This is a genomic window from Albimonas pacifica (assembly GCF_900113695.1).
Lineage (GTDB): Bacteria > Pseudomonadota > Alphaproteobacteria > Rhodobacterales > Rhodobacteraceae > Albimonas > Albimonas pacifica.
The window spans coordinates 35268-57185 of the sequence record NZ_FOQH01000016.1; the positions used below are offsets into that span (position 1 = coordinate 35268).

Consider the following 21918-nt stretch of genomic DNA (forward strand, 5'->3'; position numbering starts at 1 on the left):
GGGTCCGCGCCCCGGCCGCCCGCGGCGCGACCGGACCGGAACACCGGCCGGATGATTGCAGATCGTCCAGGGAGGACGCCCGATGAAGCCCTTTTCCCCCGCCGCCCTTGGGGCGGCGCTGACGCTGGCCATAGGCCTCGGCTTTCCCGCGCTCGCCGATCCGCTGCCCCAGGGCGATCCGGCGAGCCTCGGCTTTTCCGCCGAGCGGCTGGCCGCGATCGACGCGAAGCTCCAGGAGCATATCGCGGCCGGCGACATGCCCGGCGCCTCGATCCTGATCGCGCGCCACGGCAAGATCGTGCACACGGCCGTGCTGGGCGACGTTCGTCCCGACGGGCCGGAGATGACCCGCGACGCGATCTTCCGCATCTACTCGATGACCAAGCCGATCACCTCGGTCGCCGCCCTGATGCTGGTCGAGCAGGGCAAGCTCGACATCGGCGACAAGGTCTCGAAGTACCTGCCGGAATACAAGTCGATGACGGTGGCCACCGGCTACGGCCCCAAGGGCGAACCGACGACGGAGCCCGCGAAGCGCGAGATGACGGTGCAGGACCTGCTGCGCCACACCTCCGGGCTGACCTACGGCTTCTTCGGCCAGGGCCCCGCGCGCGAGGCCTACCTTGCGGCGCGGGCCGGCGACAGCGCGCGCAGCAACCGCGAGAACGCCGAGGATCTGGCGAAGCTGCCGCTCGAGCATCATCCGGGCGAGAAATGGGAGTACTCCCGCTCGACCGACGTTCTGGGCGCGGTGGTCGAGGTTGTGGCCGGCAAGCCGCTGGGCGAGGTCTTCGACGAGATGATCTTCACGCCGCTGGGCATGGACGACACCATGTTCGCGGTCGACGACCCGGCGCTGCACGCGCGCATCGCCGAGCCCTATCCCGAGTACGCCAAGATCGGGCCCTACGAGATGGCCGATCCCCGCGTGAAGGTGGCCTTCGAGAGCGGGGGCGGCGGGCTGCACTCGACCCTCGACGACTACTCGCGCTTCGCGCAGATGCTGCTGAACGGGGGCGAGCTCGACGGCGCGCGGCTGCTGTCGCCGCAGACGGTCGCCTGGATGACCTCCGACCACCTCGGCGAGCGGATCCAGCCGGGCAAGTACTACCTGCCGGGCGCGGGCTACACCTTCGGGCTGGGCGTCGCGGTGCGCACGGAGGACGGGATCTCGTCCGACATGGGCCGCAAGGGCGAGTACCGCTGGGGCGGCGCCGCCGGCACCGCCTGGTGGAACGACCCGTTGAACGACCTGCAGGTGGTCTTCATGATCCAGTCGCGCCCCAAGGGCTCCGAGATGCGGCCCTGGCTGAAGAGCATGGTCTACGCGGCGATGACCGACGAGCAGCCGACGAACTGAGGTCGGCGGAAGCAGGAACGGCGGCCCCTCGGGGCCGCCCTTTCCATTTGGGGCGATACCTTTCGGATAGCGCCTAGAGCTGCGAGGTCTCGGCCAGCCGCGCCACGTAGCGGGCGAGCGTGTCGATCTCGAGGTTGACCCGGTCGCCGGCCTTGCGGTCGCCCCAGGTGGTGACGGTCTTGGTGTGGGGGATCAGGTTGACCCCGAAGGTCGCGCCCTCGACCTCGTTCACCGTCAGCGAGGTTCCGTTCAGGCAGACCGAGCCCTTGGAGGCGATGAAGCGCGCCAGCGCGTCGGGGGCGCGGAACAGGACCCGGGTCGAGTCGCCCTCGTCGGTCATCGACAGGATCTCGGCGGGCCCGTCCACATGGCCGGTGACGATATGCCCGCCCAGTTCGTCGCCCACCTTCAGCGCCCGCTCCAGGTTGATGCGGGTCCCCGGGGCCCAGCTCGCCAGCGTGGTCTTGGAGACGGTCTCGGCCGAGACGTCGACCTCGAACCAGCCGCGCCCGTCCTCGCTCTCGCCCGAGGCGACGACGGTCAGGCAGACCCCGTCGCAGGCGATCGAGGCGCCCAGCTCGGCGCGGGCGGTGGCGGGCGAGCAGAGGATGCGCGCCTGCAGGTCGCCGCGCTTCTCGAGCGAGCCGATCTCGCCGATGTCGGTCACGATGCCGGTGAACATGTGGGGTCTCCCGAATGCGTCCGCCCCGGACCTAGCGAGGCCGCGCCCGCGCGGCAAGAGGCGAGGGCGGGGCAGGGCGCCCGGAGACGGCCCGCGGCAGGCGCGACGCGCGCCCCGCCGAGCCTTGAACCACGGCTCTGGGCGCGGCCGCAGCCCCGGCTCTCCCGGCCCCGAACGCGTCCCCCGGCCCCAAGCGCTTCCCTATGGCGCGCCCTGTCGCCGGGCGCGGGCGTAGCGCGGCGGTCCCCAGAGCGCCCCGGGCTCGGCCCGGGAACTCTCCTTCCAGATCGGAGGCGCCAGGGCGCCCGGCGCTCCGTCAGGGGATCAGCACCACCTTCCCGACCGGCTTCTCGGCCGCGAGGAAGGCCTGCGCCGCGCCCGCCTCGGCCAGCGGGAATTCCTTCGCGACCTGCGGCCTGAGCCGGCCCTCGGCGCCGAGCTTCGCCAGCTCCTCGAGCTGCGGCCCATTGGGGCGCACGCCGATGCGCCGCAGCGTCTTGCCCTCGGCCTCGGCGGTCTTGCGGGCGGCGTCGGAGGGGTCGCGCAGGCTGACCAGCGTGCCGCCGGGCTTCAGCGCGGGCAGCAGGGTCTCGGAGGTCTCGCCGCCGAAGGCGTCGAAGATCAGGTCGAAGCGCGCGCCTCCGGCGCCGGGCGCCTCGGCTGCATAGTCGAGCGTCTCCGCCGCGCCCCAGCCCTTGACCGCGGCGTGCTTGCCGGCGCTGGCCGAGCCCACGACCCGCGCCCCCAGGGCGGCGGCGATCTGCACCGCGAGATGGCCCACGCCGCCGGCGGCGGCGGTGATCAGCACCTCCTGGCCCGCGGCGATCCCGCCCGCCGCGACCAGCCCCTGCCAGGCCGTGAGGCCCGCGAGCGGGATCGCCGCGGCCTCGGCGTCGCTCCAGGCTTCGGGCGTGGCGGCGAGCTCCGCCTCCGGCGCCGCGATCATCGAGGCGTAGCCGCCCGCCTCCCTGGGAAAGCGCGGCATCCCGAAGACCCGCGTGCCCGGCGCGAAGCGCCCGGCGCCGGGCCCGGCCGAGACCACGGTCCCCGCGATGTCCCAGCCGACGGTGAAGGGCAGCGCCGGCAGCATCGGGAACATCCCGGAGCGGAAGGCCGCGTCGACCGGGTTGATCCCGGCGGCGGCGACGGCGACGAGGATCTCGCCCTCGCCCGGCGCGGGATCGGGCGCCTCGACGAGCGTCAGCACCTCGGGGCCGCCGGTGGCGGACTGGACGATCTTGCGCATGGGGGGCTTCCTCGGGTCGCTTCTGACTTAACGTTACGGTCGGTTGCGACTATCCTGCAGAAAGCAACTACCTTCAAGAGAGCGGGTTCCCGATGGATAGCGACGACCCGACCCCCGATCCCACGCGCGATCCCATGACCGGGCCGTCGCCCGGCGCGGCCCGGGACCGTCCCGCCTGCGCAGACCCCGCGCAGGCGGCGGAGCGATGGACCCCGGTGGTCTTCGACGTCTATCGCCGCGACTGCGCCTCCCATGTCCTGCTCAAGGGCCTGGCGAACCGGTGGGTGGTTCTGGTGGTCTCGGCCCTGGCGATGGGGACCCTGCGCCACTCGGAGCTGGCGCGGAAGGTCGAGGGGGCGACGCCGAAGATGCTGACCCAGACCCTGCGCGAGCTGGAGCGCGACGGCCTCGTGACCCGCCGCGTCTCGCCCGCCTCGCCCCCGCGGGTGGACTACGCGCTGACCCCTGCGGGCCGGGACCTCGCCGTGATCCTGCGCCGATTCTGCCGCTGGTCCGAAACGCACGCCGCCGGCATCCTGCTCGCCCGCGCGCGCGCCGCCGGCGAGCCCCTCTCCGAGACCACCTGGCGCCGCCTCGCGGGCCTCGAGCGCGGCTAGCCCCAAGCCCCCGTGCCGCCCCCGCCAAGCGCCTGTTCTCCGGAGCCGTCCATCGCGGATGCCGATCAGAGCGACTCGCCCGCCCCGGTCAAGGATCGCGAAGCGACCCGGCGAAGCCGGGCTTGTCCTTGACCGGGGCGGGCGAGTCGCTCAGGCATCGGACGCGATGGACGGATCCGGAGGACAGGCGCGGGCTTGTTCTTGGGTGAGTCAGGAGCCCGCCGGAGGCGCCGCCGCAGACGTTCGCGCGCCTCCGCCGCCCCGCGCGCGCCGCAGCCAGGCCCGCCCGCAGGGCGCCTGCAGACCGCTCCCCACCGCCTGGCGACGCGTCCGCCGTGCCGACGCCTGGGGCTGCGGTCCCCGGGCCGGGCCCGCCCGCCGTCAGAGCTTCTTCACCTTCAGCCGGGTGACCTGGTTGCGCCGCCGCTCCAGCACCTCGAAGCGGAAGCCGTGGAAGGAGAAGATCTGGCCCGCCGAGGGGATCGCCTGGGCCTCGTGGATCACCAGGCCGGCGATCGTGTTCGCCTCGTCGTCGGGCAGGGTCCAGTCGGTGGCGCGCACGAAATCGCGGATCGTCGTCGCCCCGTTCACGATCAGCGCGCCGTCGGGCAGGCGGGTCAGCCCCTCGACCTCGGCGTCGTGCTCGTCGGCGATGTCGCCCACGATCTCCTCGAGGATGTCCTCGAGCGTGATCAGACCCTGCAGGGCGCCGTATTCGTCCACCACCAGGGCGAAATGCGACCGCCGCGTGAGGAACGCGCGAAGCTGCTCGTCGAGCGAGGTGGTGTCGGGGACGAACCAGGGCTCCATGGCGACCTCGACCACGTCCAGGCGCTGCAGCGCCGTCCACCCGTCCGAGGCGTCCGCCGTCAGGCGGTGCACGGCGCGCAGCAGGTCCTTGGCGTGGACCACGCCGACGATGTTCTCGGGCTCGTCCCGCCAGAGCGGAATGCGGGTGTGGGCGGACTTCAGGCAGAAGTCGAGGATCTCGGCCGGCGGCAGCGAGGCGTCGATCGTCTCGATGTTGCGCCGGTGGCGCATGACCTCGGCCACCTCCCGCTCGCGCAGGTCGAGGGCGGCGAGCAGGCGGTCGCGCTCGGCCTTCTCCACCGCGCCTTCGGAGTGGTGGAGGTCGACCATGCCCCGGATCTCGTCGAGCGCCAGCGCATGGGCCTCGGGGTCCATGCGCACGCCGAAAAGGCGCAGGAACAGGCGCACGCCCTTGGTCACCGCGCCGACCACGGGGGCGAGGATGCGCACCACCACCTCGATCGGACGGGCCACGAAGGCCGCCGCCCGCTCGGGGTTGGAATAGGCGTAGTTCTTCGGCGCGATCTCGGAGAAGACCACCACCATCGCGGTCATCGCCAGCGTCGCCACCGCGATGCCGTTGGGGCCCACCAGCAGGGTGAACAGCGAGGTCGCGAGCGCGGTGCCCAGGATGTTGGCGATGTTGTTGCCGACCAGGATCGCGCCGATCAGCCGCTCGCCGTCCTCCTTCACCCTGAGCGCCGCCTGCGCGCCCTTGGAGCCGCGGTCGGCCATGCCGTGCAGCTTGGCGCGCGAGGAGGCGGTCAGCGCCGTTTCCGAGCCCGAGAAGAAGGCCGAGACCACCAGCAGCAGCACGATGCCCGCGCCGATCCCCAGCACCTCGGCGGGCACGCCCGCGATGGTCATCGCGCCGTCGGCGAGGCCGGAGGCGGCCTGGGCGCCGCCGTCGGAGGCCGGGCCGCCCGCCTGAGCGAGGCGCAGCGGCGCCTCCGACGCGCCCGAGGGGTCTGCGAACGGGGCGCCCGGGGCGAGGGCGTCGGCGGCGGCTCGCGGATCGGGGGTCACGGGCGGGGCGCTCCTTGTGGTCGAGGCGGTTGCGGGGGACGGCCGGAGGCCTCCTTATGGGGCGCGAGGGCGGCCCGGACAAGGCGGGGGCCGGCCGAAAGGACTCGAGCACGCGGGGGACGACGTGGCGGAACGGCGGGAACGGGAGGCGGGGCGGGTGCTGTCGATCCAGTCGCTGGTCGCGGCGGGGCACGTGGGGCACGGCGCCTCGGCCTTCGCGCTGGCGGCGGAGGGGATCGAGACGGTGGTGGCGCCGACGGTCGTGCTCTCGGGCCACGCGGCGACGCCGGGCGTGCAGGGGCGCCGCCTGCCGGGCGAGGAGATCGCGGCCCTGGGGCGCGGGCTGGCCGCGGCCGGCGTGCTGGCGGACTGCGCGGGCATCCTGACCGGCTACCTCGGCGCAGGGGAGACGGCGGAGGCGGTCGCGGGCCTCGTCGAGGCCGCGAAGGCGGCGCGGCCGGGGGCGCTCTACCTGTGCGACCCGGTTCTGGGGGACGACGGGCCGGGGCTCTACCTGCCCGCCGAGGTCGGCGAGATCTACCGCACCCGCCTGCTGCCGCTCGCGGACGTGGCGATGCCGAACCGGTTCGAGCTGGGCTGGCTGACGGGGCGGCCGGTGGCGACGATCGAGGAGATCTGCACCGCCGCCGCGGCGCTGCGCGCGGCGGGGCCCCGGGCGGTGATCGTGACCTCGGCGCCGGTGGGCGACGGCGTGGGGCTGCTGAGCGAGACGGCCGAGGGCGCCTGGCTCGCGACGACGCCGCGCGTGGCGCGGGCGCTGAACGGGGCGGGGGACTTCGTGGCGGCGGTGACGATGGCGGGCCTGATGAAGGGGCTCGACGTGCCGCAGGCGGCGGCGAGGGCCGCCGGCGCGGCCTGGGCGGCGGCGCAGGCCGCCGAGCGGCTGGGCCGCCACGACATGCCGGTCGTGCTGGCCCAGGCGGAGTGGCGGGCGGCCGGGCCGGCGCAGAGCACGCGGCTGGGGTGAGGAGGCGCCCTGCGGGCGGGCTTGGCCGGGGGGCGTCCGGGGAGCGGTTCGAGGGGCCGGGGAGGAGGGAGCCTCCGGCGGGCTCCTGACTCACCCGAGAACAAGCCCGCGCCTGTTCCCCGGATCCGTCTCTCGCTTGCGATGCCTGAGCGACTCGCCCCCCGCGGTCAAGGACAAGCCCCGCTGCGCGGGGTCGCTGCGCGATCCTTGACCCCGGGGGGCGAGTCGCTCCGGGCGGCATCCGCGAGAGACGGCTCCGGAGAACAGGCGCTTTGCGAGGCTTGGCGGGCGTTGCGCGAGGGGCGCATGGGGCGGGCGTCGGGAAAGGGGAAGGCGCAGGGTCCGCGAGGCGGCCGGGGGCGGTCAGGGGAGGAGCTGGCCGGAGAGCCAGGCGCGGGCGGGGTCGGAGACGGGGCGCGCGAGGAGCTCGGCGGTCGGACCGGTCTCGTGGTCGCGGCCGCGGTGCATGAAGATCGTGTGCTCGGCCAGGCGGGCGGCCTGCAGCGGATCGTCGGTGGCGAGGAGCACGGCCACGTCCTCGGCGACGATGCGGCGGATCAGGGCGTCGAGCTCGGCCGCGGCGCGCGGGTCGAGCCCGGCTGCGGGCTCGTCGAGGAGCAGGAGCCGCGGGCTCGCCGCCAGCGCCCGGGCGACGGCGAGACGCCTAGCCTCCCCGGGCGGCAGGGCGCGCGCCGGACGATCGGCGAGCGCGGCGAGCCCGGCGAGCGAGAGCAGCGCCTCGATCCGCGCGGGCCGCTCGCGCCGGCGCACCCGGGCCGCCCGCAGCGCGTGGTCGAGGTTGGCGCGCACCGGGCGGCGCAGGAGCGCGGCCCCCCGCGGGACCAGCGCCGTCGCCGGCGCCAGCGCGTGCACCTCGCCGAGGTCGAGCGGCACGAGGCCCGCCAGCACCTCCAGCGCCAGGGTCTTGCCCGCGCCGCGCGGACCCAGCAGCGCCGTGACCCCGCGCCCGGGCAGGCGCAGGGTCAGCCCGTCGAGCAGCCGCCGCCCGGCGTGAAGCGCCACCGCGCCGTCGAGCGCGGGCGGCGGCTCGGGCAGCGGCGGCGGCGGGGCGCGGCGGGGCGGGGGGAAGGGGATGACCTCGGGGCGCTCAGGCATGGGCGGGCGCCTCCTGCGCCGGGCGCAGCAGCGCCGCGGCGAGATGCAGGGCGAGCGCCAGCGCCGCGAGCGTCAGCGCCAGCGCGACGGCGAGGGCCGCCGCCCGCGCCGCCTCCGGAACCGCGGCGCCCGGGCCCATCGCGGCGGCGGCGCCCAGCAGCTGCGTGCGATGGGGCATGGCCCCGCCGACGGCGAGCGCCGCCCCCGTCTCGCCCAGGGCCCGCGACAGCGCGGCGAGCGCGGCCGCCAGCAGCGCCGGGCGCGCCTCGCCCAGCAGGGTGCGCAGGGCGAAGAGGCGCGGGACGCGCATGGCGCGCAGGGTGGCCGCATGGGTCCGACGCTCGGCCGCCAGCGCCCGGCAGGCGAGGGCGGCGGCGACGGGGAAGGCCAGAAGGCCCTGGGCGAGCGCGAGCGCCGCGGGCGTGCCCAGCAACGCCGCGCCGGCGGGCGTCGCCGCCAGCGCCAGGCCCGCGGCCACCCCCACGCTGGCCGGCGGCAGGGCGGCCAGCGCGGCCAGCGTCCCGGCCAGAGCCCGACGCCCCGGGGCCGAGGCGAAGGCCAGCGCCGCGCCGAGCGGCAGGCCCAGCGCGCAGGCCGCCCCCGTGGCGCAGAGCGCCACGACCAGGCTGCGCGTGGCGATCTCGACCAGCAGCGGATCGAGCGACAGGATCAGCGAGACCGCCTCCCCCAGCGTCTCCCCCGGCCCGGAGGCGGGGGGCGCGGCGAAGGACCCGGCGCCGGTCCCGGCGTCGGGCGTCGCGGCGAGCGTCTCGCCCGTGCCTTCCATGCAGCCTCCCGCAGCCTGCGCGCCGCCCGACGCCGCCCACCGGGCCCGGGCCGTCGCGCAGGAGCCGGAGCTCAGGGCATCAGGTCGAGCACGTAGCGGGGCAGCGCGAAGGCGGCGACGTGAACGTCGGGGGTATAGTAGCGGGTGGTTATGTCCGCTTTCTTGAAGCGCGCGGCGATCGTGGCGGGCGAGGTGGAGCGCGCCTCGCCCTTGCAGCCCCAGCCGAAGGCCATCGGCCCGCCGGCATAGGTGGGGATGGTGGCCATGTAGCAGGTCCAGTCCGCGAACAGGGCCTTGAAGGCGCGCAGCGTGTTGGTCAGCTCCTGCCCCTGCAGGAAGGGCACGCCGTTCTGGGTGACGAGGATGCCGCCCTCGTTCAGCAGGCGGTGGGCCTGGCCGTAGAAGGTGTCGGTGAACAGGACCTCGCCCGGGCCGATGGGGTCGGTGGAGTCGACGATGATCACGTCGTAGCCTGGCATGTCGCGGCGCACGAACTCGGCCCCGTCGGCGATCTGCAGGTCGAGGCGCGGGTCGTCGAAGGCGCCGTCGGAGATCGAGGGCATGTAGGTCTTGGAGAACTCGACCACGCCCGCGTCGATCTCGACCATGGTGACATGCTCGACCGACCTGTGGCGCAGCGCCTCGCGGGCCATGCCGCCGTCGCCGCCCCCGATGATCAGGATCCGCTTCGCAGCGCCGTGGGCGAGCACGGGCACGTGGGTCATCATCTCGTGGTAGATGAACTCGTCGCCCTCGGTCACCTGCACCACGCCGTCGAGCGTCAGGATCCGCCCGAAGGTGGGGTTGCGGAACACGCGCAGGCGCTGGTGCTCGGTCTCGCTGTCATAGAGCAGCGCGGTCTCGCGCAGGGCCTGGGCATGGTCCTCGTGCAGCGTCTCCACCGTCCAGCCGGGGATTTCGCGGATGTCGGTCATGGGCGGGCGGTCTCCTGCGGGGGATGGGCGAAAGCGGGCTTCGGCCTGCCTAGACGGCGGCCGGGCGGGAGGCAACCCGAGGATTGGCGGGCGGGCCCTCCGCCGCGGCATGGAGGCGCTCTCCGCCCCACGGAGGGTGCGCCGCCTCGGGGGACGGGCGCTTCGCCGCCGGGGGTTGCCGGGCCGCGGATCGGCTGCAAGTCTTCCCTGCGAAGAAACGCAGGGAGGCGCGGATGGGCTACGTTCTGGCCATCGACCAGGGAACCACTTCGACGCGGGCGATCCTGTTCGGGGAGGACCGCGCGGTGGTCGCCGCCGGGCAGGAGGAGTTCCGCCAGCATTTTCCGCGCTCGGGCTGGGTCGAGCACGACCCCTCCGACCTGTGGTCGACCACCGCCGCCACCTGCCGCGAGGCGATGGAGCGCGCGGGCGTGCGCGCCGGCGACATCGCGGCCATCGGCATCACCAACCAGCGCGAGACGGTGGTGCTGTGGGACCGCAAGACCGGGCGCGCCGTGGCCCCCGCGATCGTGTGGCAGGACCGGCGCACCGCCGAGATGACCCACGAGCTCAAGGAGCAGGGCCACGAGCGGATGGCGCGCGAGCGCACCGGCCTGCTGCTGGACCCGTATTTCTCGGGCTCGAAACTGTCGTGGATGCTCGACCAGGACGGGCTGCGGGAGCGGGCCGAGCGCGGGGAGCTCGCCTTCGGCACCGTCGACAGCTGGCTGATCTGGAACCTGACGGGGGGCGAGGTGCATGCGACCGACGCCACCAACGCCTCGCGCACGCTGCTCTACAACATCCATGAGCAGCAGTGGGACCAGGAGATGCTGAAGCTGCTCAGGATCCCTGAGAGCCTGCTGCCGGAGGTGCTTGATTCGAATGCCGATTTCGGGATGGCCCGGGCGGACCTGTTCGGCGCGCCGATCCCGATCCTGGGCGTGGCGGGCGACCAGCAGGCGGCGACCGTCGGCCAGGCCTGCTTCCGGCCGGGGATGCTGAAGTCGACCTACGGGACGGGGTGCTTCGCGCTGCTCAACACCGGCGAGCGGCCGGTGCTGTCGGAGAACCGGCTGCTCTCGACCATCGCCTACCGGATCGACGGCAAGACCACTTATGCGCTGGAAGGCTCGATCTTCATCGCCGGCGCGGTGGTGCAGTGGCTGCGGGACGGGTTGAAGATCATCCGCCATGCCTCTGAAACGCAGGCGCTGGCGGAGGCCGCGGACCCGCATCAGTCGGTCTATCTGGTGCCGGCCTTCGCGGGCCTCGGCGCGCCCTGGTGGGATCCAGACGCGCGCGGCGCGATCCACGGGCTGACCCGGGCGACGGGGCCCGCGGAGCTCGCCCGCGCGGCGCTGGAGAGCGTGGGCTACCAGACGCTCGACCTGCTGGAGGCGATGCGCCGCGACTGGCCGGAGGGGGAGGCCGACACGGTGCTGCGCGTCGACGGGGGGATGACCGCCTCGGACTGGGCGCTGCAGTTCCTCGCCGACATGCTCGACGCCCCGGTGGACCGGCCGAAGATCCTGGAGACGACCGCGCTGGGGGCGGCGTGGCTGGCGGGCTCCAAGGCCGGGGTCTGGCCGGGGATGGAGGAGTTCGCGCAGAGCTGGAAGCTCGACCGCCGCTTCGAGCCGAAGATGCCCGACGACGACCGGGCGCGGAAGATCGCGGGCTGGCGGGACGCGGTGCGCCGGACGCTGACCGAGACCTGACCGAGACCTGACAGGGGCTTGCAGGGTGGAGCTGAGAGATCAGGGCAGCTCCAGCGCGGCCGCGTCGCCGCGCAGCCACTCGGCCAGCGCCTGCGCCGTCGCCGGGGTTCGGCGCACGGTCAGGGCGCATTCCCAGACCACAGCGGCGCGCCAGCCCAGCGCCGTCAGCTCGGCCAGAGCCCGCGCGTCACGGGCGACGTTGCGCTCGAATTTCGGCAGCCAGTAGTCGGTTCGCGTGGCGGGCGTGGTGGCGCGCGGGCAGCCCGGGTGGCGGTGCCAGAAGCAGCCGTGCACGAAGACCGCGGCGCGGAAGCGGGGGTAGACGAGATCGGGGCTGCCGGGCAGGGCGCGCACCTGAAGACGGTGCCGCAAGCCCATGGCATGCATGGCTTTCCTCAGCCGCATCTCCGGCGAGGTGTCGCGCCCTTTCACCGCCGCCATGGTCCGCGAGCGCGTAGCCGCGTCGAACACGTCCGTCATCCGGCCTCCCCTGTCCCGACCGCACAAGGTGCGGACCGGGCGGCCCGGGTCAAGGGGTGGAAGGCGAGCGCCACGAACGGGTTCGCGCCGGGCCTTCACGCGCAACGGCAGGAGCGGAGACGGCGACGCCGGAGGGGGCGTCGCCGGCTTCGAAAAGGTTGGTCAGAGGCTTGCCGCGGTTTCTTCAAGCTGCTCGGCGGCGACGCCCCAGCCCTCGTGAAAGCCCATCGCCTCGTGGCTGGCCTTGCCCTCGTCGGTGAAATGGCGGGCGCGGGCGGTGTAGAGCGTGCCGCCTTCGGGCGCGTCCTCCAGCTCGACGATGCCGACGAACAGGGGCTCGTCCGCGATCACCCAGCCGGCGCGGAAGGCGTCGGTGAACACCAGCCGCGTCTGGGGGACGACCTCGAGGTAGACGCCGTCGTTGGGAAAGGCCTCGCCGTCCGGCCCGCGCATGATCATCGAGCTCGCCCCGCCCGGGCGCACGTCCAGCGAGACGTCGGTGACCCGCCAGGGACGCGGGCAGAACCAGGGCTCCAGCAGCGCCGGCTCGGTCCAGCAGCGCCATACCGCGGCGCGCGGCGCGGCGAGGCGGCGACGGATCGCGAGCTCGCGCGGGGTGGAGGGGGTCACGTCCAGGATCTCGGGCATCAGGCCTCTCCCGCGGCGGGTTCGTCGACGGCCCAGAGCAGGCCGAACGGGTCGACGACCATCCCCCAGCGGTCGCCCCAGAACATGGTCTGCAGGGGCACGCTCACCTCGCAGCCCGCCTCCAGCGCGCGGGCCCACCAGGCGTCGGCGTCGTCGACCACGATCTGCAGGTGGAAGCCCTGGGGCGGCACGTAGGGCGAGGCCGGGTCGCTCATGTCCGAGGCCATCAGGCCGCCGCCGTTGATTTCCATCTGCAGGTGGATCAGGCGGTCGGGATCCTCGGACGGCATGCGCGCCACCTCGGTCGCGCCGAAGGCGCGGGTCCAGAAGGCCGAGGCCTCCGCCGCGCGGCCGTTCAGGCCGATGTAGGGGATCACGCCCGAAAGGGGCGGCGTCTGGGTCATGATGTTCCTCCCTGGAACGGCGCCGGGGGGATCTGCGGGACGGAGGTCCCGAGCCGGCCGGCGAGATAGGCGAGCAGGTGGGCCGCGCTTTCGCGCGCGGGGGCCGCGTCTCCGGCGGCCTTGGCGAGCACGAAGGCGCCCTGAAGAACCGCCTGGACGTGCCGCGAAAGCGAGGCGGCCTCGGCGGGGTCGGCCCCGGCGTCGGCCAGCGCCTCGGCGAAGTCGGGCTCGAGGCGTTCGGCATGGCCCAGGATCTCGGCCGCCGCGGCTTCGCGGATGGCGGGGTGGGAGGCCCAGACCTCCTGCGTCAGGGTTCCGGCGTAGCAGGTCCAGCTCTCGATCGGCCCCTGCATCAGCGCGCAGCGCAGCGCCACGTAGCCCAGCACACGGTCGGCGGCGCGGGGATGGGCGCGGAAGGGCGCGGCGGCGAAGAGGCCGTCGGCCATGCGCCCGAAATGGCCGGCGGCGGCCACGGCCAGCGCCTCCTTCGAGGCGAAGTGGTGGAAGAACGCGCCCTTGGTCACGCCCGCTGCGCGGCAGAGGTCGTCGACCGTCGTCCCCGCATAGCCCTGCGCCCGGAACACCGACAGCGCCGCGTCCAGCAGCGCCGGGCGCGCGTCGCCGCGGCGGATGCGGGCAGGACGGGGGGCGGGGTCGTCGGGCATGCGGGTCTCCTTGAGGCAGAAGCTTAATACCGACTGGTCGGTATGTTTGGCAAGCGAAGACTGACGCACGCGGATCGCAGATGCGGCCGACGCAGCGCGCAAACCCCAGCGGGCCGCTTGGGATCATTTCGGGGATGGGGGGGGCGTGGTGCCCGGGGGCGGATTCGAACCACCGACACGCGGATTTTCAATCCGCTGCTCTACCAACTGAGCTACCCGGGCGGGGCGCCGTCTTGGCGGCGCGAGGGGGGAGATATCGAATGGCGGAGGGGCTGACAAGAGCCTCCGGAGGATTTTGTGCGGCCGGTTTCAGGACGTCGCGTCACGGGGCGCGGGCAGGGCCGCGTCCTCGGCGTCGGGGTCGTCCTCCTCGACGGCAGGAATGGCGTAGGCGCCGTTCAGCCAGCGCGCCAGGTCCACGTCCGCGCAGCGCTTGGAGCAGAACGGGCGATAGGCCTGGACGGTGGGCTTGCGGCAGATCGGGCAGGGCATGGGCGGGCTCCTTTCGCGGCGGGGGCAGGGTCGCGCCTATCCGGGAACGCGGCAAGCCCCGCGAGGGCGGGGCGCGCGGCGAGGCGGGCAGGGGCGCGCAGGGCGCGCGCCCCATGGGTCAGGAGAAGTCGCGGGGCAGCAGCTCGCGCAGGGGGCGACGCTCGCGCCGGCGGGTCAGCTCGATGTGGCCCAGCGGGGTCCAGCCGAGGACCTGGGTGTCCACGGGGTCCTCGCGCAGCGCGCGCTTGATGGCGGTCTCGGCCTGCTTGCGGTCGCGCTTCGACAGGGGGGCGAGGTCGATGACGATCTGCCCGCCCAGGCCCCGCAGGCGCAGCTGGCGGGGCAGGTCGGCGAGCGCGGCGAGATTGGCCTTCAGTCCCGCGGCGGTCGAGAAATCGCCGCCGGTGTTCACGTCGATCGCGGTCAGGGCCGAGGTCGGCTCGACCATCATCCAGGCGTCGGTCCCGAGATCCACGCGCGGGCGCAGCAGCGCGCCGAGCTGGTCGAGCGCGCCCATGTCGTCCCACAGGCGCAGGTCGCCGCGGATCACTTCCTCGGGCTCGGGGTCGACCCAGTCGCGCCAGGCGCGGGTCACGGCGTCGGGGGCGGCGACGACCTCGGCGGGCTCTCCGCCCTCGGCCTCGGCGGCGCGGGCGGCGTTGAGCAATTCGGCCAGCGCCGCCACGTCGTCGTGGATCGCCTCCTCGTCCACGCCCTCGGCGGCGGAGCGCAGGATGGCGCCGGGGGCGGCCTCGCCCAGCGCCTCGGCGCCGAGGCCAAGGGCGGAGAGCGCCTCCTCGGCGATGACGCGCAGGCGGGCGGCCTCGTCCTCGTCGCGCACGCGGCGGGCGACGTTGATGCCGGGCGCATGGGGCGTGAGGATCGCGTAGCGGCCCTTGTAGAGCGGCTCGTCGGAGACGGGGGTCGCCTTGCCGGGCTCGGCATGGCGGGCGACCTGGACGAGGAGCTTCTCCCCGGGGCGGGCCTTCCGGGGGGCTTTCAGAAAGCCCTCGCGGCCGTCGCCGAGGTCCAGGAACAGGGCGCCGATGGCCTCGACCCGGCGGATGACTTTCGCCAGGTGCACGGCCTCGAGCCGCGGGGCGGGGTCGCTCTCGGGCGGGTCGATGGCAAGGTCCTCGATGCGCCCGTCGACCATCAGGGCGGCGAGGGCGGGCCATTTCGGCTCGTCCTCGAGGATCAGAACGGCGCGGCCCTTCATGCGGGGGATCCTTCCCAGGTGACGGGCACGCCCGCGCCCTGGAGGAGGTTCGCGACCTCGACCAGGGGCAGGCCCACCACGTTGGTGTAGCTGCCGTTGATGGCGGGGACGAAGCCGGCGCCGATGCCCTGGATGGCGTAGCCGCCGGCCTTGCCGCGCCACTCGCCCGAGCGCAGGTAGGCCGAGATCTCGGCGTCCGACAGGCGCTTGAAGCGGACCTGGGTTTCCACGCGGCGGGTCCACTCCCGGCCGCCGCGCCGCAGGGCGACGCCGGTGATCACGCGGTGTCGGCGCCCGGAGAGGAGGGAGAGGAACCCATAGGCCTCCGCCTCGTCCTGCGGCTTGCCCAGGATCCGGCGGCCGGCGGCGACGACCGTGTCGGCGGCGAGCACCGCGTCGTCCCCGCCGAGGCCCGCGGCCACCGCCTTCGCCTTCTCGCGCGCGAGGCGCAGGGCGTAGGGGCGGGGCTCCTCGTCCTTCTTCGGGGTCTCGTCGATGTCGGCGGGGATCACCGCGTCGGGGACGACCCCGATCGAGGCGAGCAGCGCCAGCCGGCGCGGCGAGGCGGAGCCGAGCACGAGGCGCGGCCCGGCGGCGTCGGGCGTCCGGCGGGGGGCCGGATCGGCCGCCGGCCCGTCCGCGCCTGGCGCCTGCGGCGCAGGGGCGGGGTCGGCGGTCATCGTCTTACTTGAAGCGGTAGGTGATGCGGCCCTTGGTCAGGTCGTAGGGCGTCATCTCCACCTGGACCTTGTCGCCCGCCAGCACGCGGATGCGGTTCTTGCGCATCTTGCCCGCGGTGTGGGCGATGATCTCATGGCCGTTCTCGAGCTTCACCCGAAAGGTCGCGTTCGGCAGAAGTTCGACAACGACCCCGGGAAATTCGAGAGTCTCTTCCTTGGCCATGCCATCTCCGGAGCAGCAAACAGGGATCGCCGCGGCGCGCCCCTGCGCGTCGCGTGCCGGGGGGTATGGCGCCCTGCGCGCCGGATTTCAAGGCGCCGCGGACGAGCGGGCGCGAAGTCGGGGGCGGCGGGGACGGGAGACGCGGGGCCCGCGTGCGGGGCCCGGACAAGGACGCGGGCGTTTTCCCGCCGAACTCGCGTCGATTGCGGCGGCGCCGCCCAAATCGGGGCGAAGTCGGGGTGTTGTTGCGAACCGCGTTGAAGGCGCGGAACGCCCGCCCATCTCTTGGACCGAGGCGCGCCACGACAGGCTGCGCCCCGGAACAACGGAGGACACCATGATCAACCGCAAGATCGCCGGCCTTTCCGCTCTGGCCCTGACCGCCGCCGCGGCGGTCTCCGCCCCTGCGCTCGCCGCGGGCCAGGCCAACGAGCGCGAGGCGGCTGTGGAAGTCGGGGTGCTGACCTGCGACCTGACCGCCAAGGACAACGACATCATCCGCGCCAAGACCGAGTACGTGTGCTCGCTGGACGCGCAGGACGACCAGTTCGACGGCACGTATGTCGCCAACATCACCAAGTGGGGCGTGGATCTCTCGACCACGGACCAGGAAGTGATCAAGTGGGCGGTGCTGACCACGCAGGAGAAGTTCAACCCCACGATGATGGACGGCGAGTACGTGGGCGCCTCGGCCGACGTCTCGGTGGCCTACGGCGCGGGCGTGCGGGTGCTGGTGGGCGGCGAGTCCGACGCCATCTCGCTGCAGCCGCTGTCGGTGTCCGGCAAGGAGGGCTACGGCCTCGCGGTCGGCCTCGAGTCGATGGAGCTGCGCGCGGTCGACCCTTCGTAAGCCGCTCGGCCCGGCCGCGGACCCGATCCGCGGCCGGGCCCGGTTTCCCGGCGCGGGATCCGCGCGCCGGGGCGAGGCCCGACGGCCCGCCGCCCCGGCGTCCTTCGTGAACCCAGAGCCTTCGATCCCTCGAGGCTCGCCAGCGGCCGGACCGGGCGTCGTCCCTCGCGCCCCGTCCGCCCCCGCCCGGGAGAGGCGCGCCCCGCACAAGCGGGGCGCGTCGCTGCCTGTGCCCTCCCCCGGGCCCTTCCCGTCTTCCCCCCTTTCGCGACGTCCGCCCCGGGCGCCCCTGGCGCGACGCCCGCCAGGCCCCGCAAAGCGCCTGTTCTCCGGAGCCGTCTCTCGCGGATGCCGACCAGAGCGACTCGGCCCCCGGGGTCAAGGATCGCGCAGCGACCCCGCGCAGCGGGGCTTGTCCTTGACCCCGGGGGGCGAGTCGCTCAGGCATCGCAAGCGAGAGACGGGTCCGGAGAACAGGCGCGGGCTTGTTCTTGGGTGAGTCAGGAGCCCGCCGGAGGCTTCGACGCCGGCAGTCCGTGACCACGGTCCCGCCAGGCGCCCCCCGGCCAAGCCCGCCCGCAGGGCGCCTGCGAGCCCGGGAACCCCTTCAGAACGCCGGGAACTCCCGGCGCAGGTTCGCCAGGATCTGGTCGCGCGTCTGCCGGTAGGCGTCGAGCTTCTGTTCCCGCGTCTGTCCGATCCCGGTGGGATCGAGCGTCGGCCAGTAGCGCACTTCGGTCGCGAACCAGCGGGTCTGGTCGAGCGCCGCGCGCTGGGCGGCGGGGGAGAGGGCCACGATCAGCTCGTAGCTGTCGATCTGGTCGCCGCCCATCGCCAGGTCCTCGAAGGAGCGCACCTTGTGGGCGGTCAGCTCCACCCCGATCTCGGCGCAGGCGGCGACCGCGAACGGGTCCACGTCCATGTCGTGCTTCACGCCCGCCGACTGCACGAAGACCCGCGCCCCGTGCAGCTTCTTCATCATCCCCTCGGCCATCGGCGAGCGCACCGCGTTGTGATCGCAGCAGAACAGGATCGAGGCGGGGAGCTCGGCCAAGCGTCTGCCCTCAGCCGCGGAAGTGGAGGACGCAGACCAGGGTGAACAGGCGCCGGGCGGTGTCGGCATCGACCACCGCCTTGCCCTCGAGCCGTTCCTCGAGGATCCGCGCGCCCTCGTTGTGGATGCCGCGCCGGCCCATGTCGATCGCCTCGATCTGGGAGGGCGGCAGCCGCTTCACCGCGTCGTAGTAGCTTTCGCAGATCGCGAAGTAGTCCTTGATGATCTGGCGGAACGGCCCGAGCGAGAGGTGGAACTCGGCGGCGGGCTCGCCCGCCTCGGTGCGGATGTCGAAGACCAGCCGGCGGTCGCGGATCGAGAGGTCGAGCCGGTAGGGGCCCGGCGGCACGCCCTCCTTCTGCACGTCGAAGGCGTTCTCCTCGAGCAGGTCGAAGATCGCGACCTTGCGCTCCTGCTCGACCTCGGGCGTGGGGGGCGCGAGGCCCGCCTCGTCGAGGGTGACGGCGACCAGACGGCTCATGTCCCGGACTCCATCGAGGCTTCCTCCTCGTTGAGCGCCGCGAGGCGCAGGCCGACGGAGAGCGCGTGCGCCTCCAGGCTCTCCGAGCGCGCCAGGGTCTCGGCGGCGGGGCCGATGGCGGCGAGCGCGCCGGGCGTCATCCGCGCGATGGTGGTGCGCTTCATGAAGTCGAGCACCGAGAGCCCCGACGAGAACCGCGCCGAGCGGGCGGTGGGCAGCACGTGGTTGGGCCCCCCCACGTAGTCGCCGATCGCCTCGGGCGTGAAGGCGCCGAGGAAGATCGCGCCGGCGTGGCGGATGTTCGCGGCCACCGCCTCGGGGTCGGCGGTGACGATCTCGAGGTGCTCGGGCGCGATCCGGTCGGAGACGGCGGCGGCCTCGGCCATGTCGCGCACCAGGATCACCGCGCCGTTGGCCCGCCAGGAGGCGGCGGCGATCTCGGCGCGCTCGAGCCGGGTCAGCAGCCGCTCGACCGCCGCGATCACCGCCTGGGCGAGGGCGGCCGAGTCGGTGACGAGGATCGACTGGGCGGAGGGATCGTGCTCGGCCTGGGACATCAGGTCCATGGCGACCCACTCGGGGTTGGCCGTCGCGTCGGCGATGACCAGGATCTCGGAGGGGCCGGCGATCATGTCGATGCCGACGGTGCCGAAGACCCGCCGCTTGGCGGCGGCCACGTAGGCGTTGCCGGGGCCGGCGATCTTGTCGACGGCGCGAATCGTGTCGGTGCCGTAGGCGAGCGCGCCGATCGCCTGCGCGCCGCCGATCCGCCAGACCTCGTCGACGCCCGCGATCCGGGCCGCGAGCAGGGTCAGCGGATTGGCCTTGCCCCCCGGGGTCGGCATGCAGACCGCCAGCCGCTCGACGCCGGCCACCCGCGCGGGGATCGCGTTCATCAGCAGCGACGAGGGGTAGGAGGCGAGCCCGCCCGGCACGTAGAGCCCCGCCGCCTCGACCGCCGTCCAGCGCCAGCCCAGCGTGGCGCCGTGGGGGTCCTGGAAGGAGACGTCCTCGGGGCGCTGGCGGGCGTGGTAGGCCTCGATCCGCTCGGCGGCGATCTCCAGCGCGCGGGCCTCCTCGGGGGGGACGGCGGCGCAGGCGACCGCGATCTCCTCCTCGGAGATGGCGAGCGTGTCGGGGGCGAGCTGCATGCGGTCGAAGCGCGCGGTGTGGTCGATGACCGCGTCGTCGCCGCGTTTGCGCACGTCGTCGAGGATCGCCGCCACGACGTCGTCCACCTCGGGCGAGGACTCCCGTTTCATCGACAGGAGGTCGCGGAACCGGCTCTCGAAATCCGGGGCGTCGGCGCGGAGCGTGACGGGCATGGGGCCTCCGAAATCAGCGTTCCGCGGTGATAGCGGGCGGCGGCGGCGGTCACAACCGGGGGCGAACATCGCGGAAGCGGTCCGCAGGCGCCCTGCGGGCGGGCGCGGCGGCGTCGCGCCGGATGGGGCGAGGGGCGAGGGAGCGGCTGGCTGCGGAGCCTCCGGCGGGCTCCTGACTCACCAAAGAACAAGCCCCGCGCCTGTTCTCCGGCGCCGTCCATCGCCTAGGCTGCCTGAGCGACTCGCCGGGAGCGGTCAAGGACAAGCCCGCGCAAGCGCGGGTCGCTGCGCGATCCCTGACCGCTCCCGGCGAGTCGCTCTGATCGGCGCCCGCGACGGACGGCTCCGGAGAATAGGCGCTCGGCGAGGGCCGGTGGGCGTCGCGCCGGCGCCCGCCCCGGGCCGCGGCGCTTGCGGGGAGGGAGGATGGCGCGGGCCGAGGGGAGGGCTAGGCAGGACCGCCGCCCTCAATCCCCGGGGTGGCTCGGGGCCTTGCCGGAGGGGGCCAGGTAGGGGCGGGTCACGTCCTCGACCCGCACCTCCAGCGCCTCGACCTGGATCGCGATCTCGCCGTCGCCGGCGAGGATGATGCGCAGGAGGCCCGAGGGGTCCTCCGGGTCGGGCGAGCCCGCGAACTCCAGCCGCAGCACCGAGAGCGCCTGGCCGCGCTCCGACGGGTCGACGCCGGCGGCGCGCACGCTCTCGACGTTCTCGACCAGCGCCACGCAGCGCACCCGCTCGTAGGGGCGGCCGGCCTTCTCGGCGCGCTCGCGGTCCTCCCAGCGGAAGCGGTTGAGGAACAGCGCGAAGCGGCGCTTGCGGCGCATCCAGGCGAGGTCGCCCGCCACGCCGGCGGCGTCCTGCAGCAGGGCGGAGACGACCTCGAGGTCCTCCGCGCTCTCGGCCCGCAGGCGGATCGGCCGCTCGGCCGCGTCTTCGAAACGTGCGTCGCTCATCGCTCCCCCTGCGCCCTTCGGCGCTGCAACAGATCCCGCCCGCGCCCCAGATAGGGGACCGGGCGCCCGGGTGGCAAGGGCAGGCCCCCTGCGGGAGCGCCTGTTCTCCGGAGCCGTCCGTCGCTGGCGGCCGACGGAGCGACTCGCCCCCCGGGGTCAAGGATCGCGAAGCGACCCCCCGCAGGGGGGCTTGTCCTTGACCCCGGGGGGCGAGTCGCTCAGGCAGGCCAGAAGCGATGGACGGCTCCGGAGACCAGGCGCGGGGCTTGTTCTTGGGTGAGTCAGGAGCCCGCCGGAGGCTCCCGACCTTCCCGGCGCCTCCCATCGGCCGCCACGAGAACCGACCCAGCCAAGCCCGCCCGCAGGGCGCCTGCAGACCGCTCCGCTCAGTCGCGCAGCCGGCGGATGTCCGCCCCGCAGGCCGAGAGCTTCTCCTCCAGCCGCTCGTAGCCGCGGTCGAGGTGGTAGATGCGCCCCACCACCGTCTCGCCCTCCGCCGCCAGCCCCGCCAGCACCAGGCTGACCGAGGCGCGCAGGTCCGTCGCCATCACCGGCGCGCCCTTCAGCGCCGGCACGCCGCGGATCTTCGCCACGCCGCCGTGCACGTCGATGCGCGCGCCCATCCGCTGCAGCTCGGGGGCGTGCATGAAGCGGTTCTCGAAGATCCGCTCCTCCAGCACGCTCTCGCCCTCGGCGAGCGTCAGCAGCGCCATCAGCTGCGCCTGCAGGTCGGTGGGAAACCCGGGGTAGGGCTCGGTGATCACGTGCAGCGGCTTCACCCGGCCGTCGGGGCGGGTGACGACGATGCCGCGCGAGGTCTCCTCGAGCGCGAGGCCCGCCTCCTCCATGCGGTCCCACAGGGCGCCGGCCTGGACGCGGCGCGCGCCCAGCAGCTCGACCGTGCCGCCGGCGATGGCGGGGGCGAGCATGTAGGTGCCCAGCTCGATGCGGTCGGCGATCACCGGGTGGGTGGCGCCGCGCAGGGCGGCGACCCCCTCGACGGTGATCTCCGAGGTCCCGTCGCCCTCGATCCGCGCGCCCATCGCGCGCAGGCAGTCGGCGAGGTCCACGATCTCGGGCTCGCGCGCCGCGTTCTTCAGGACCGTGGTCCCCTTGGCCAGCGTCGCGGCCATCAGCGCGTTCTCGGTGGCGC

General features: G+C 74.1%; 24 protein-coding genes and 1 tRNA gene. 5 read left to right on the forward strand and 20 right to left on the reverse strand.

All coding sequences use genetic code 11. The annotated features are described in order from the left end of the window. Nucleotides 1-82: 82 nt before the first annotated feature. Nucleotides 83-1360, forward strand: a complete 1278-nt coding sequence (locus BM064_RS24780; RefSeq protein ID WP_092865650.1) for a serine hydrolase domain-containing protein — start codon at nt 83-85, stop codon at nt 1358-1360. A 73-nt stretch (nt 1361-1433) separates the two neighbouring features. On the opposite strand, the gene BM064_RS24785 is transcribed toward BM064_RS24780, so the two are convergent. Both BM064_RS24785 and BM064_RS24790 read right to left on the reverse strand, forming a co-directional pair. Then, nucleotides 1434-2042, reverse strand: a complete 609-nt coding sequence (locus tag BM064_RS24785) for a riboflavin synthase (protein ID WP_092865653.1) — start codon at nt 2040-2042, stop codon at nt 1434-1436. A 316-nt stretch (nt 2043-2358) separates the two neighbouring features. After that, nucleotides 2359-3288 carry an NADP-dependent oxidoreductase gene (locus BM064_RS24790; RefSeq protein ID WP_092865656.1) on the reverse strand — a complete coding sequence of 310 codons (930 nt, stop codon included), beginning with the start codon at nt 3286-3288 and terminating at the stop codon, nt 2359-2361. Between the two features lie 92 nt (nt 3289-3380). Between BM064_RS24790 and BM064_RS24795 the strand changes: the two genes are divergently transcribed. After that, nucleotides 3381-3905 (forward strand): winged helix-turn-helix transcriptional regulator, encoded by a 525-nt coding sequence (locus tag BM064_RS24795; protein WP_245779281.1) that lies wholly within the window; start codon nt 3381-3383, stop codon nt 3903-3905. A 381-nt stretch (nt 3906-4286) separates the two neighbouring features. On the opposite strand, the gene BM064_RS24800 is transcribed toward BM064_RS24795, so the two are convergent. Beyond that, nucleotides 4287-5582, reverse strand: coding sequence for an HlyC/CorC family transporter (locus BM064_RS24800; RefSeq protein WP_092865719.1), 1296 nt, complete (start codon nt 5580-5582; stop codon nt 4287-4289). 316 nt (nt 5583-5898) lie between these two features. On the opposite strand from BM064_RS24800, the gene pdxY reads away from it, so the two are divergent. Next, the gene (pdxY, locus tag BM064_RS24805; RefSeq protein WP_177236396.1) at nt 5899-6729 is read left to right on the forward strand and encodes a pyridoxal kinase; all 831 of its coding nucleotides are present in this window, start codon (nt 5899-5901) and stop codon (nt 6727-6729) included. Nucleotides 6730-7092: 363 nt separating this feature from the next. Here pdxY and BM064_RS24810 read toward each other — a convergent pair whose 3' ends face one another. The 3 genes from BM064_RS24810 to speE form a co-directional block, all read right to left on the reverse strand. Next, entirely contained in the window at nt 7093-7845 is a 753-nt protein-coding gene (locus BM064_RS24810; RefSeq protein WP_092865663.1) for an ATP-binding cassette domain-containing protein, read from the reverse strand. After that, nucleotides 7838-8632 (reverse strand): hypothetical protein, encoded by a 795-nt coding sequence (locus BM064_RS24815; protein ID WP_092865666.1) that lies wholly within the window; start codon nt 8630-8632, stop codon nt 7838-7840. The genes BM064_RS24810 and BM064_RS24815 overlap by 8 nt, the downstream gene beginning before the upstream one ends. Before the next feature lie 71 nt (nt 8633-8703). Continuing rightward, a complete protein-coding gene (speE, locus tag BM064_RS24820; protein ID WP_092865669.1) occupies nt 8704-9567 on the reverse strand; it encodes a polyamine aminopropyltransferase in 864 nt (287 codons plus the stop codon). 233 nt (nt 9568-9800) lie between these two features. Between speE and glpK the strand changes: the two genes are divergently transcribed. After that, entirely contained in the window at nt 9801-11288 is a 1488-nt protein-coding gene (gene glpK / locus BM064_RS24825) for a glycerol kinase GlpK (RefSeq protein WP_092865672.1), read from the forward strand. A 39-nt stretch (nt 11289-11327) separates the two neighbouring features. Here the strand turns inward: glpK and BM064_RS24830 are convergent, their stop codons facing one another. The 9 genes from BM064_RS24830 to infA all read right to left on the reverse strand — a co-directional run bounded on the left by BM064_RS24830 (nt 11328) and on the right by infA (nt 16099). Next, nucleotides 11328-11768, reverse strand: coding sequence for a very short patch repair endonuclease (locus BM064_RS24830; RefSeq protein ID WP_092865675.1), 441 nt, complete (start codon nt 11766-11768; stop codon nt 11328-11330). Between the two features lie 162 nt (nt 11769-11930). Next, a complete protein-coding gene (locus tag BM064_RS24835; RefSeq protein ID WP_092865678.1) occupies nt 11931-12416 on the reverse strand; it encodes an SRPBCC family protein in 486 nt (161 codons plus the stop codon). Continuing rightward, nucleotides 12416-12820: a VOC family protein gene (locus BM064_RS24840; protein ID WP_092865681.1), complete on the reverse strand. Its 405-nt coding sequence runs from the start codon at nt 12818-12820 to the stop codon at nt 12416-12418. Before BM064_RS24840 ends, BM064_RS24835 begins: the two co-directional genes overlap by 1 nt. Next, nucleotides 12817-13485: a TetR/AcrR family transcriptional regulator gene (locus tag BM064_RS24845; protein ID WP_092865684.1), complete on the reverse strand. Its 669-nt coding sequence runs from the start codon at nt 13483-13485 to the stop codon at nt 12817-12819. Before BM064_RS24845 ends, BM064_RS24840 begins: the two co-directional genes overlap by 4 nt. 146 nt (nt 13486-13631) lie before the next feature. Beyond that, nucleotides 13632-13707, reverse strand: a tRNA-Phe gene (locus tag BM064_RS24850). Between the two features lie 87 nt (nt 13708-13794). Next, nucleotides 13795-13977, reverse strand: a complete 183-nt coding sequence (locus BM064_RS24855) for a DNA gyrase inhibitor YacG (protein ID WP_092865687.1) — start codon at nt 13975-13977, stop codon at nt 13795-13797. Nucleotides 13978-14095: 118 nt separating this feature from the next. Next, nucleotides 14096-15196 carry a ribonuclease E/G gene (locus BM064_RS24860; protein ID WP_092865690.1) on the reverse strand — a complete coding sequence of 367 codons (1101 nt, stop codon included), beginning with the start codon at nt 15194-15196 and terminating at the stop codon, nt 14096-14098. Continuing rightward, complete coding sequence (locus tag BM064_RS24865) at nt 15193-15876, reverse strand: Maf family protein (protein WP_092865693.1); 684 nt, start codon at nt 15874-15876, stop codon at nt 15193-15195. Before BM064_RS24865 ends, BM064_RS24860 begins: the two co-directional genes overlap by 4 nt. A gap of 4 nt (nt 15877-15880) precedes the next feature. Beyond that, complete coding sequence (gene infA / locus BM064_RS24870; RefSeq protein ID WP_092679644.1) at nt 15881-16099, reverse strand: translation initiation factor IF-1; 219 nt, start codon at nt 16097-16099, stop codon at nt 15881-15883. Between the two features lie 337 nt (nt 16100-16436). On the opposite strand from infA, the gene BM064_RS27680 reads away from it, so the two are divergent. Then, entirely contained in the window at nt 16437-16949 is a 513-nt protein-coding gene (locus BM064_RS27680) for a DUF992 domain-containing protein (protein ID WP_177236397.1), read from the forward strand. Between the two features lie 607 nt (nt 16950-17556). Here the strand turns inward: BM064_RS27680 and BM064_RS24880 are convergent. From BM064_RS24880 to BM064_RS24900, 5 genes are all read right to left on the reverse strand, one after another. Further along, nucleotides 17557-18003, reverse strand: a complete 447-nt coding sequence (locus tag BM064_RS24880; RefSeq protein ID WP_092865698.1) for an arsenate-mycothiol transferase ArsC — start codon at nt 18001-18003, stop codon at nt 17557-17559. Between the two features lie 10 nt (nt 18004-18013). Then, nucleotides 18014-18484, reverse strand: a complete 471-nt coding sequence (locus BM064_RS24885; protein WP_092865701.1) for a UPF0262 family protein — start codon at nt 18482-18484, stop codon at nt 18014-18016. Continuing rightward, nucleotides 18481-19809: a histidinol dehydrogenase gene (hisD, locus tag BM064_RS24890; protein WP_092865704.1), complete on the reverse strand. Its 1329-nt coding sequence runs from the start codon at nt 19807-19809 to the stop codon at nt 18481-18483. Before hisD ends, BM064_RS24885 begins: the two co-directional genes overlap by 4 nt. A gap of 467 nt (nt 19810-20276) precedes the next feature. Continuing rightward, nucleotides 20277-20765, reverse strand: a complete 489-nt coding sequence (locus BM064_RS24895) for a DUF2948 family protein (protein ID WP_092865707.1) — start codon at nt 20763-20765, stop codon at nt 20277-20279. A gap of 386 nt (nt 20766-21151) precedes the next feature. After that, a partial coding sequence (locus BM064_RS24900) for a UDP-N-acetylglucosamine 1-carboxyvinyltransferase (protein WP_143103447.1) occupies nt 21152-21918 on the reverse strand: 767 nt, incomplete at its 5' end.

Coding starts and splice junctions, on each gene's coding strand:
- BM064_RS24780 (WP_092865650.1), top strand. CDS start 83: ATGAAGCCCTTTTCCCCCGCCGCCCTTGGGGCGGCGCTGACGCTGGCC.
- BM064_RS24785 (WP_092865653.1), bottom strand. CDS start 2,042: ATGTTCACCGGCATCGTGACCGACATCGGCGAGATCGGCTCGCTCGAG.
- BM064_RS24790 (WP_092865656.1), bottom strand. CDS start 3,288: ATGCGCAAGATCGTCCAGTCCGCCACCGGCGGCCCCGAGGTGCTGACG.
- BM064_RS24795 (WP_245779281.1), top strand. CDS start 3,381: ATGGATAGCGACGACCCGACCCCCGATCCCACGCGCGATCCCATGACC.
- BM064_RS24800 (WP_092865719.1), bottom strand. CDS start 5,582: ATGACCATCGCGGGCGTGCCCGCCGAGGTGCTGGGGATCGGCGCGGGC.
- BM064_RS24810 (WP_092865663.1), bottom strand. CDS start 7,845: ATGCCTGAGCGCCCCGAGGTCATCCCCTTCCCCCCGCCCCGCCGCGCC.
- BM064_RS24815 (WP_092865666.1), bottom strand. CDS start 8,632: ATGGAAGGCACGGGCGAGACGCTCGCCGCGACGCCCGACGCCGGGACC.
- speE (WP_092865669.1), bottom strand. CDS start 9,567: ATGACCGACATCCGCGAAATCCCCGGCTGGACGGTGGAGACGCTGCAC.
- glpK (WP_092865672.1), top strand. CDS start 9,801: ATGGGCTACGTTCTGGCCATCGACCAGGGAACCACTTCGACGCGGGCG.
- BM064_RS24830 (WP_092865675.1), bottom strand. CDS start 11,768: ATGACGGACGTGTTCGACGCGGCTACGCGCTCGCGGACCATGGCGGCG.
- BM064_RS24835 (WP_092865678.1), bottom strand. CDS start 12,416: ATGCCCGAGATCCTGGACGTGACCCCCTCCACCCCGCGCGAGCTCGCG.
- BM064_RS24840 (WP_092865681.1), bottom strand. CDS start 12,820: ATGACCCAGACGCCGCCCCTTTCGGGCGTGATCCCCTACATCGGCCTG.
- BM064_RS24845 (WP_092865684.1), bottom strand. CDS start 13,485: ATGCCCGACGACCCCGCCCCCCGTCCTGCCCGCATCCGCCGCGGCGAC.
- BM064_RS24855 (WP_092865687.1), bottom strand. CDS start 13,977: ATGCCCTGCCCGATCTGCCGCAAGCCCACCGTCCAGGCCTATCGCCCG.
- BM064_RS24860 (WP_092865690.1), bottom strand. CDS start 15,196: ATGAAGGGCCGCGCCGTTCTGATCCTCGAGGACGAGCCGAAATGGCCC.
- BM064_RS24865 (WP_092865693.1), bottom strand. CDS start 15,876: ATGACCGCCGACCCCGCCCCTGCGCCGCAGGCGCCAGGCGCGGACGGG.
- infA (WP_092679644.1), bottom strand. CDS start 16,099: ATGGCCAAGGAAGAGACTCTCGAATTTCCCGGGGTCGTTGTCGAACTT.
- BM064_RS27680 (WP_177236397.1), top strand. CDS start 16,437: ATGATCAACCGCAAGATCGCCGGCCTTTCCGCTCTGGCCCTGACCGCC.
- BM064_RS24885 (WP_092865701.1), bottom strand. CDS start 18,484: ATGAGCCGTCTGGTCGCCGTCACCCTCGACGAGGCGGGCCTCGCGCCC.
- hisD (WP_092865704.1), bottom strand. CDS start 19,809: ATGCCCGTCACGCTCCGCGCCGACGCCCCGGATTTCGAGAGCCGGTTC.
- BM064_RS24895 (WP_092865707.1), bottom strand. CDS start 20,765: ATGAGCGACGCACGTTTCGAAGACGCGGCCGAGCGGCCGATCCGCCTG.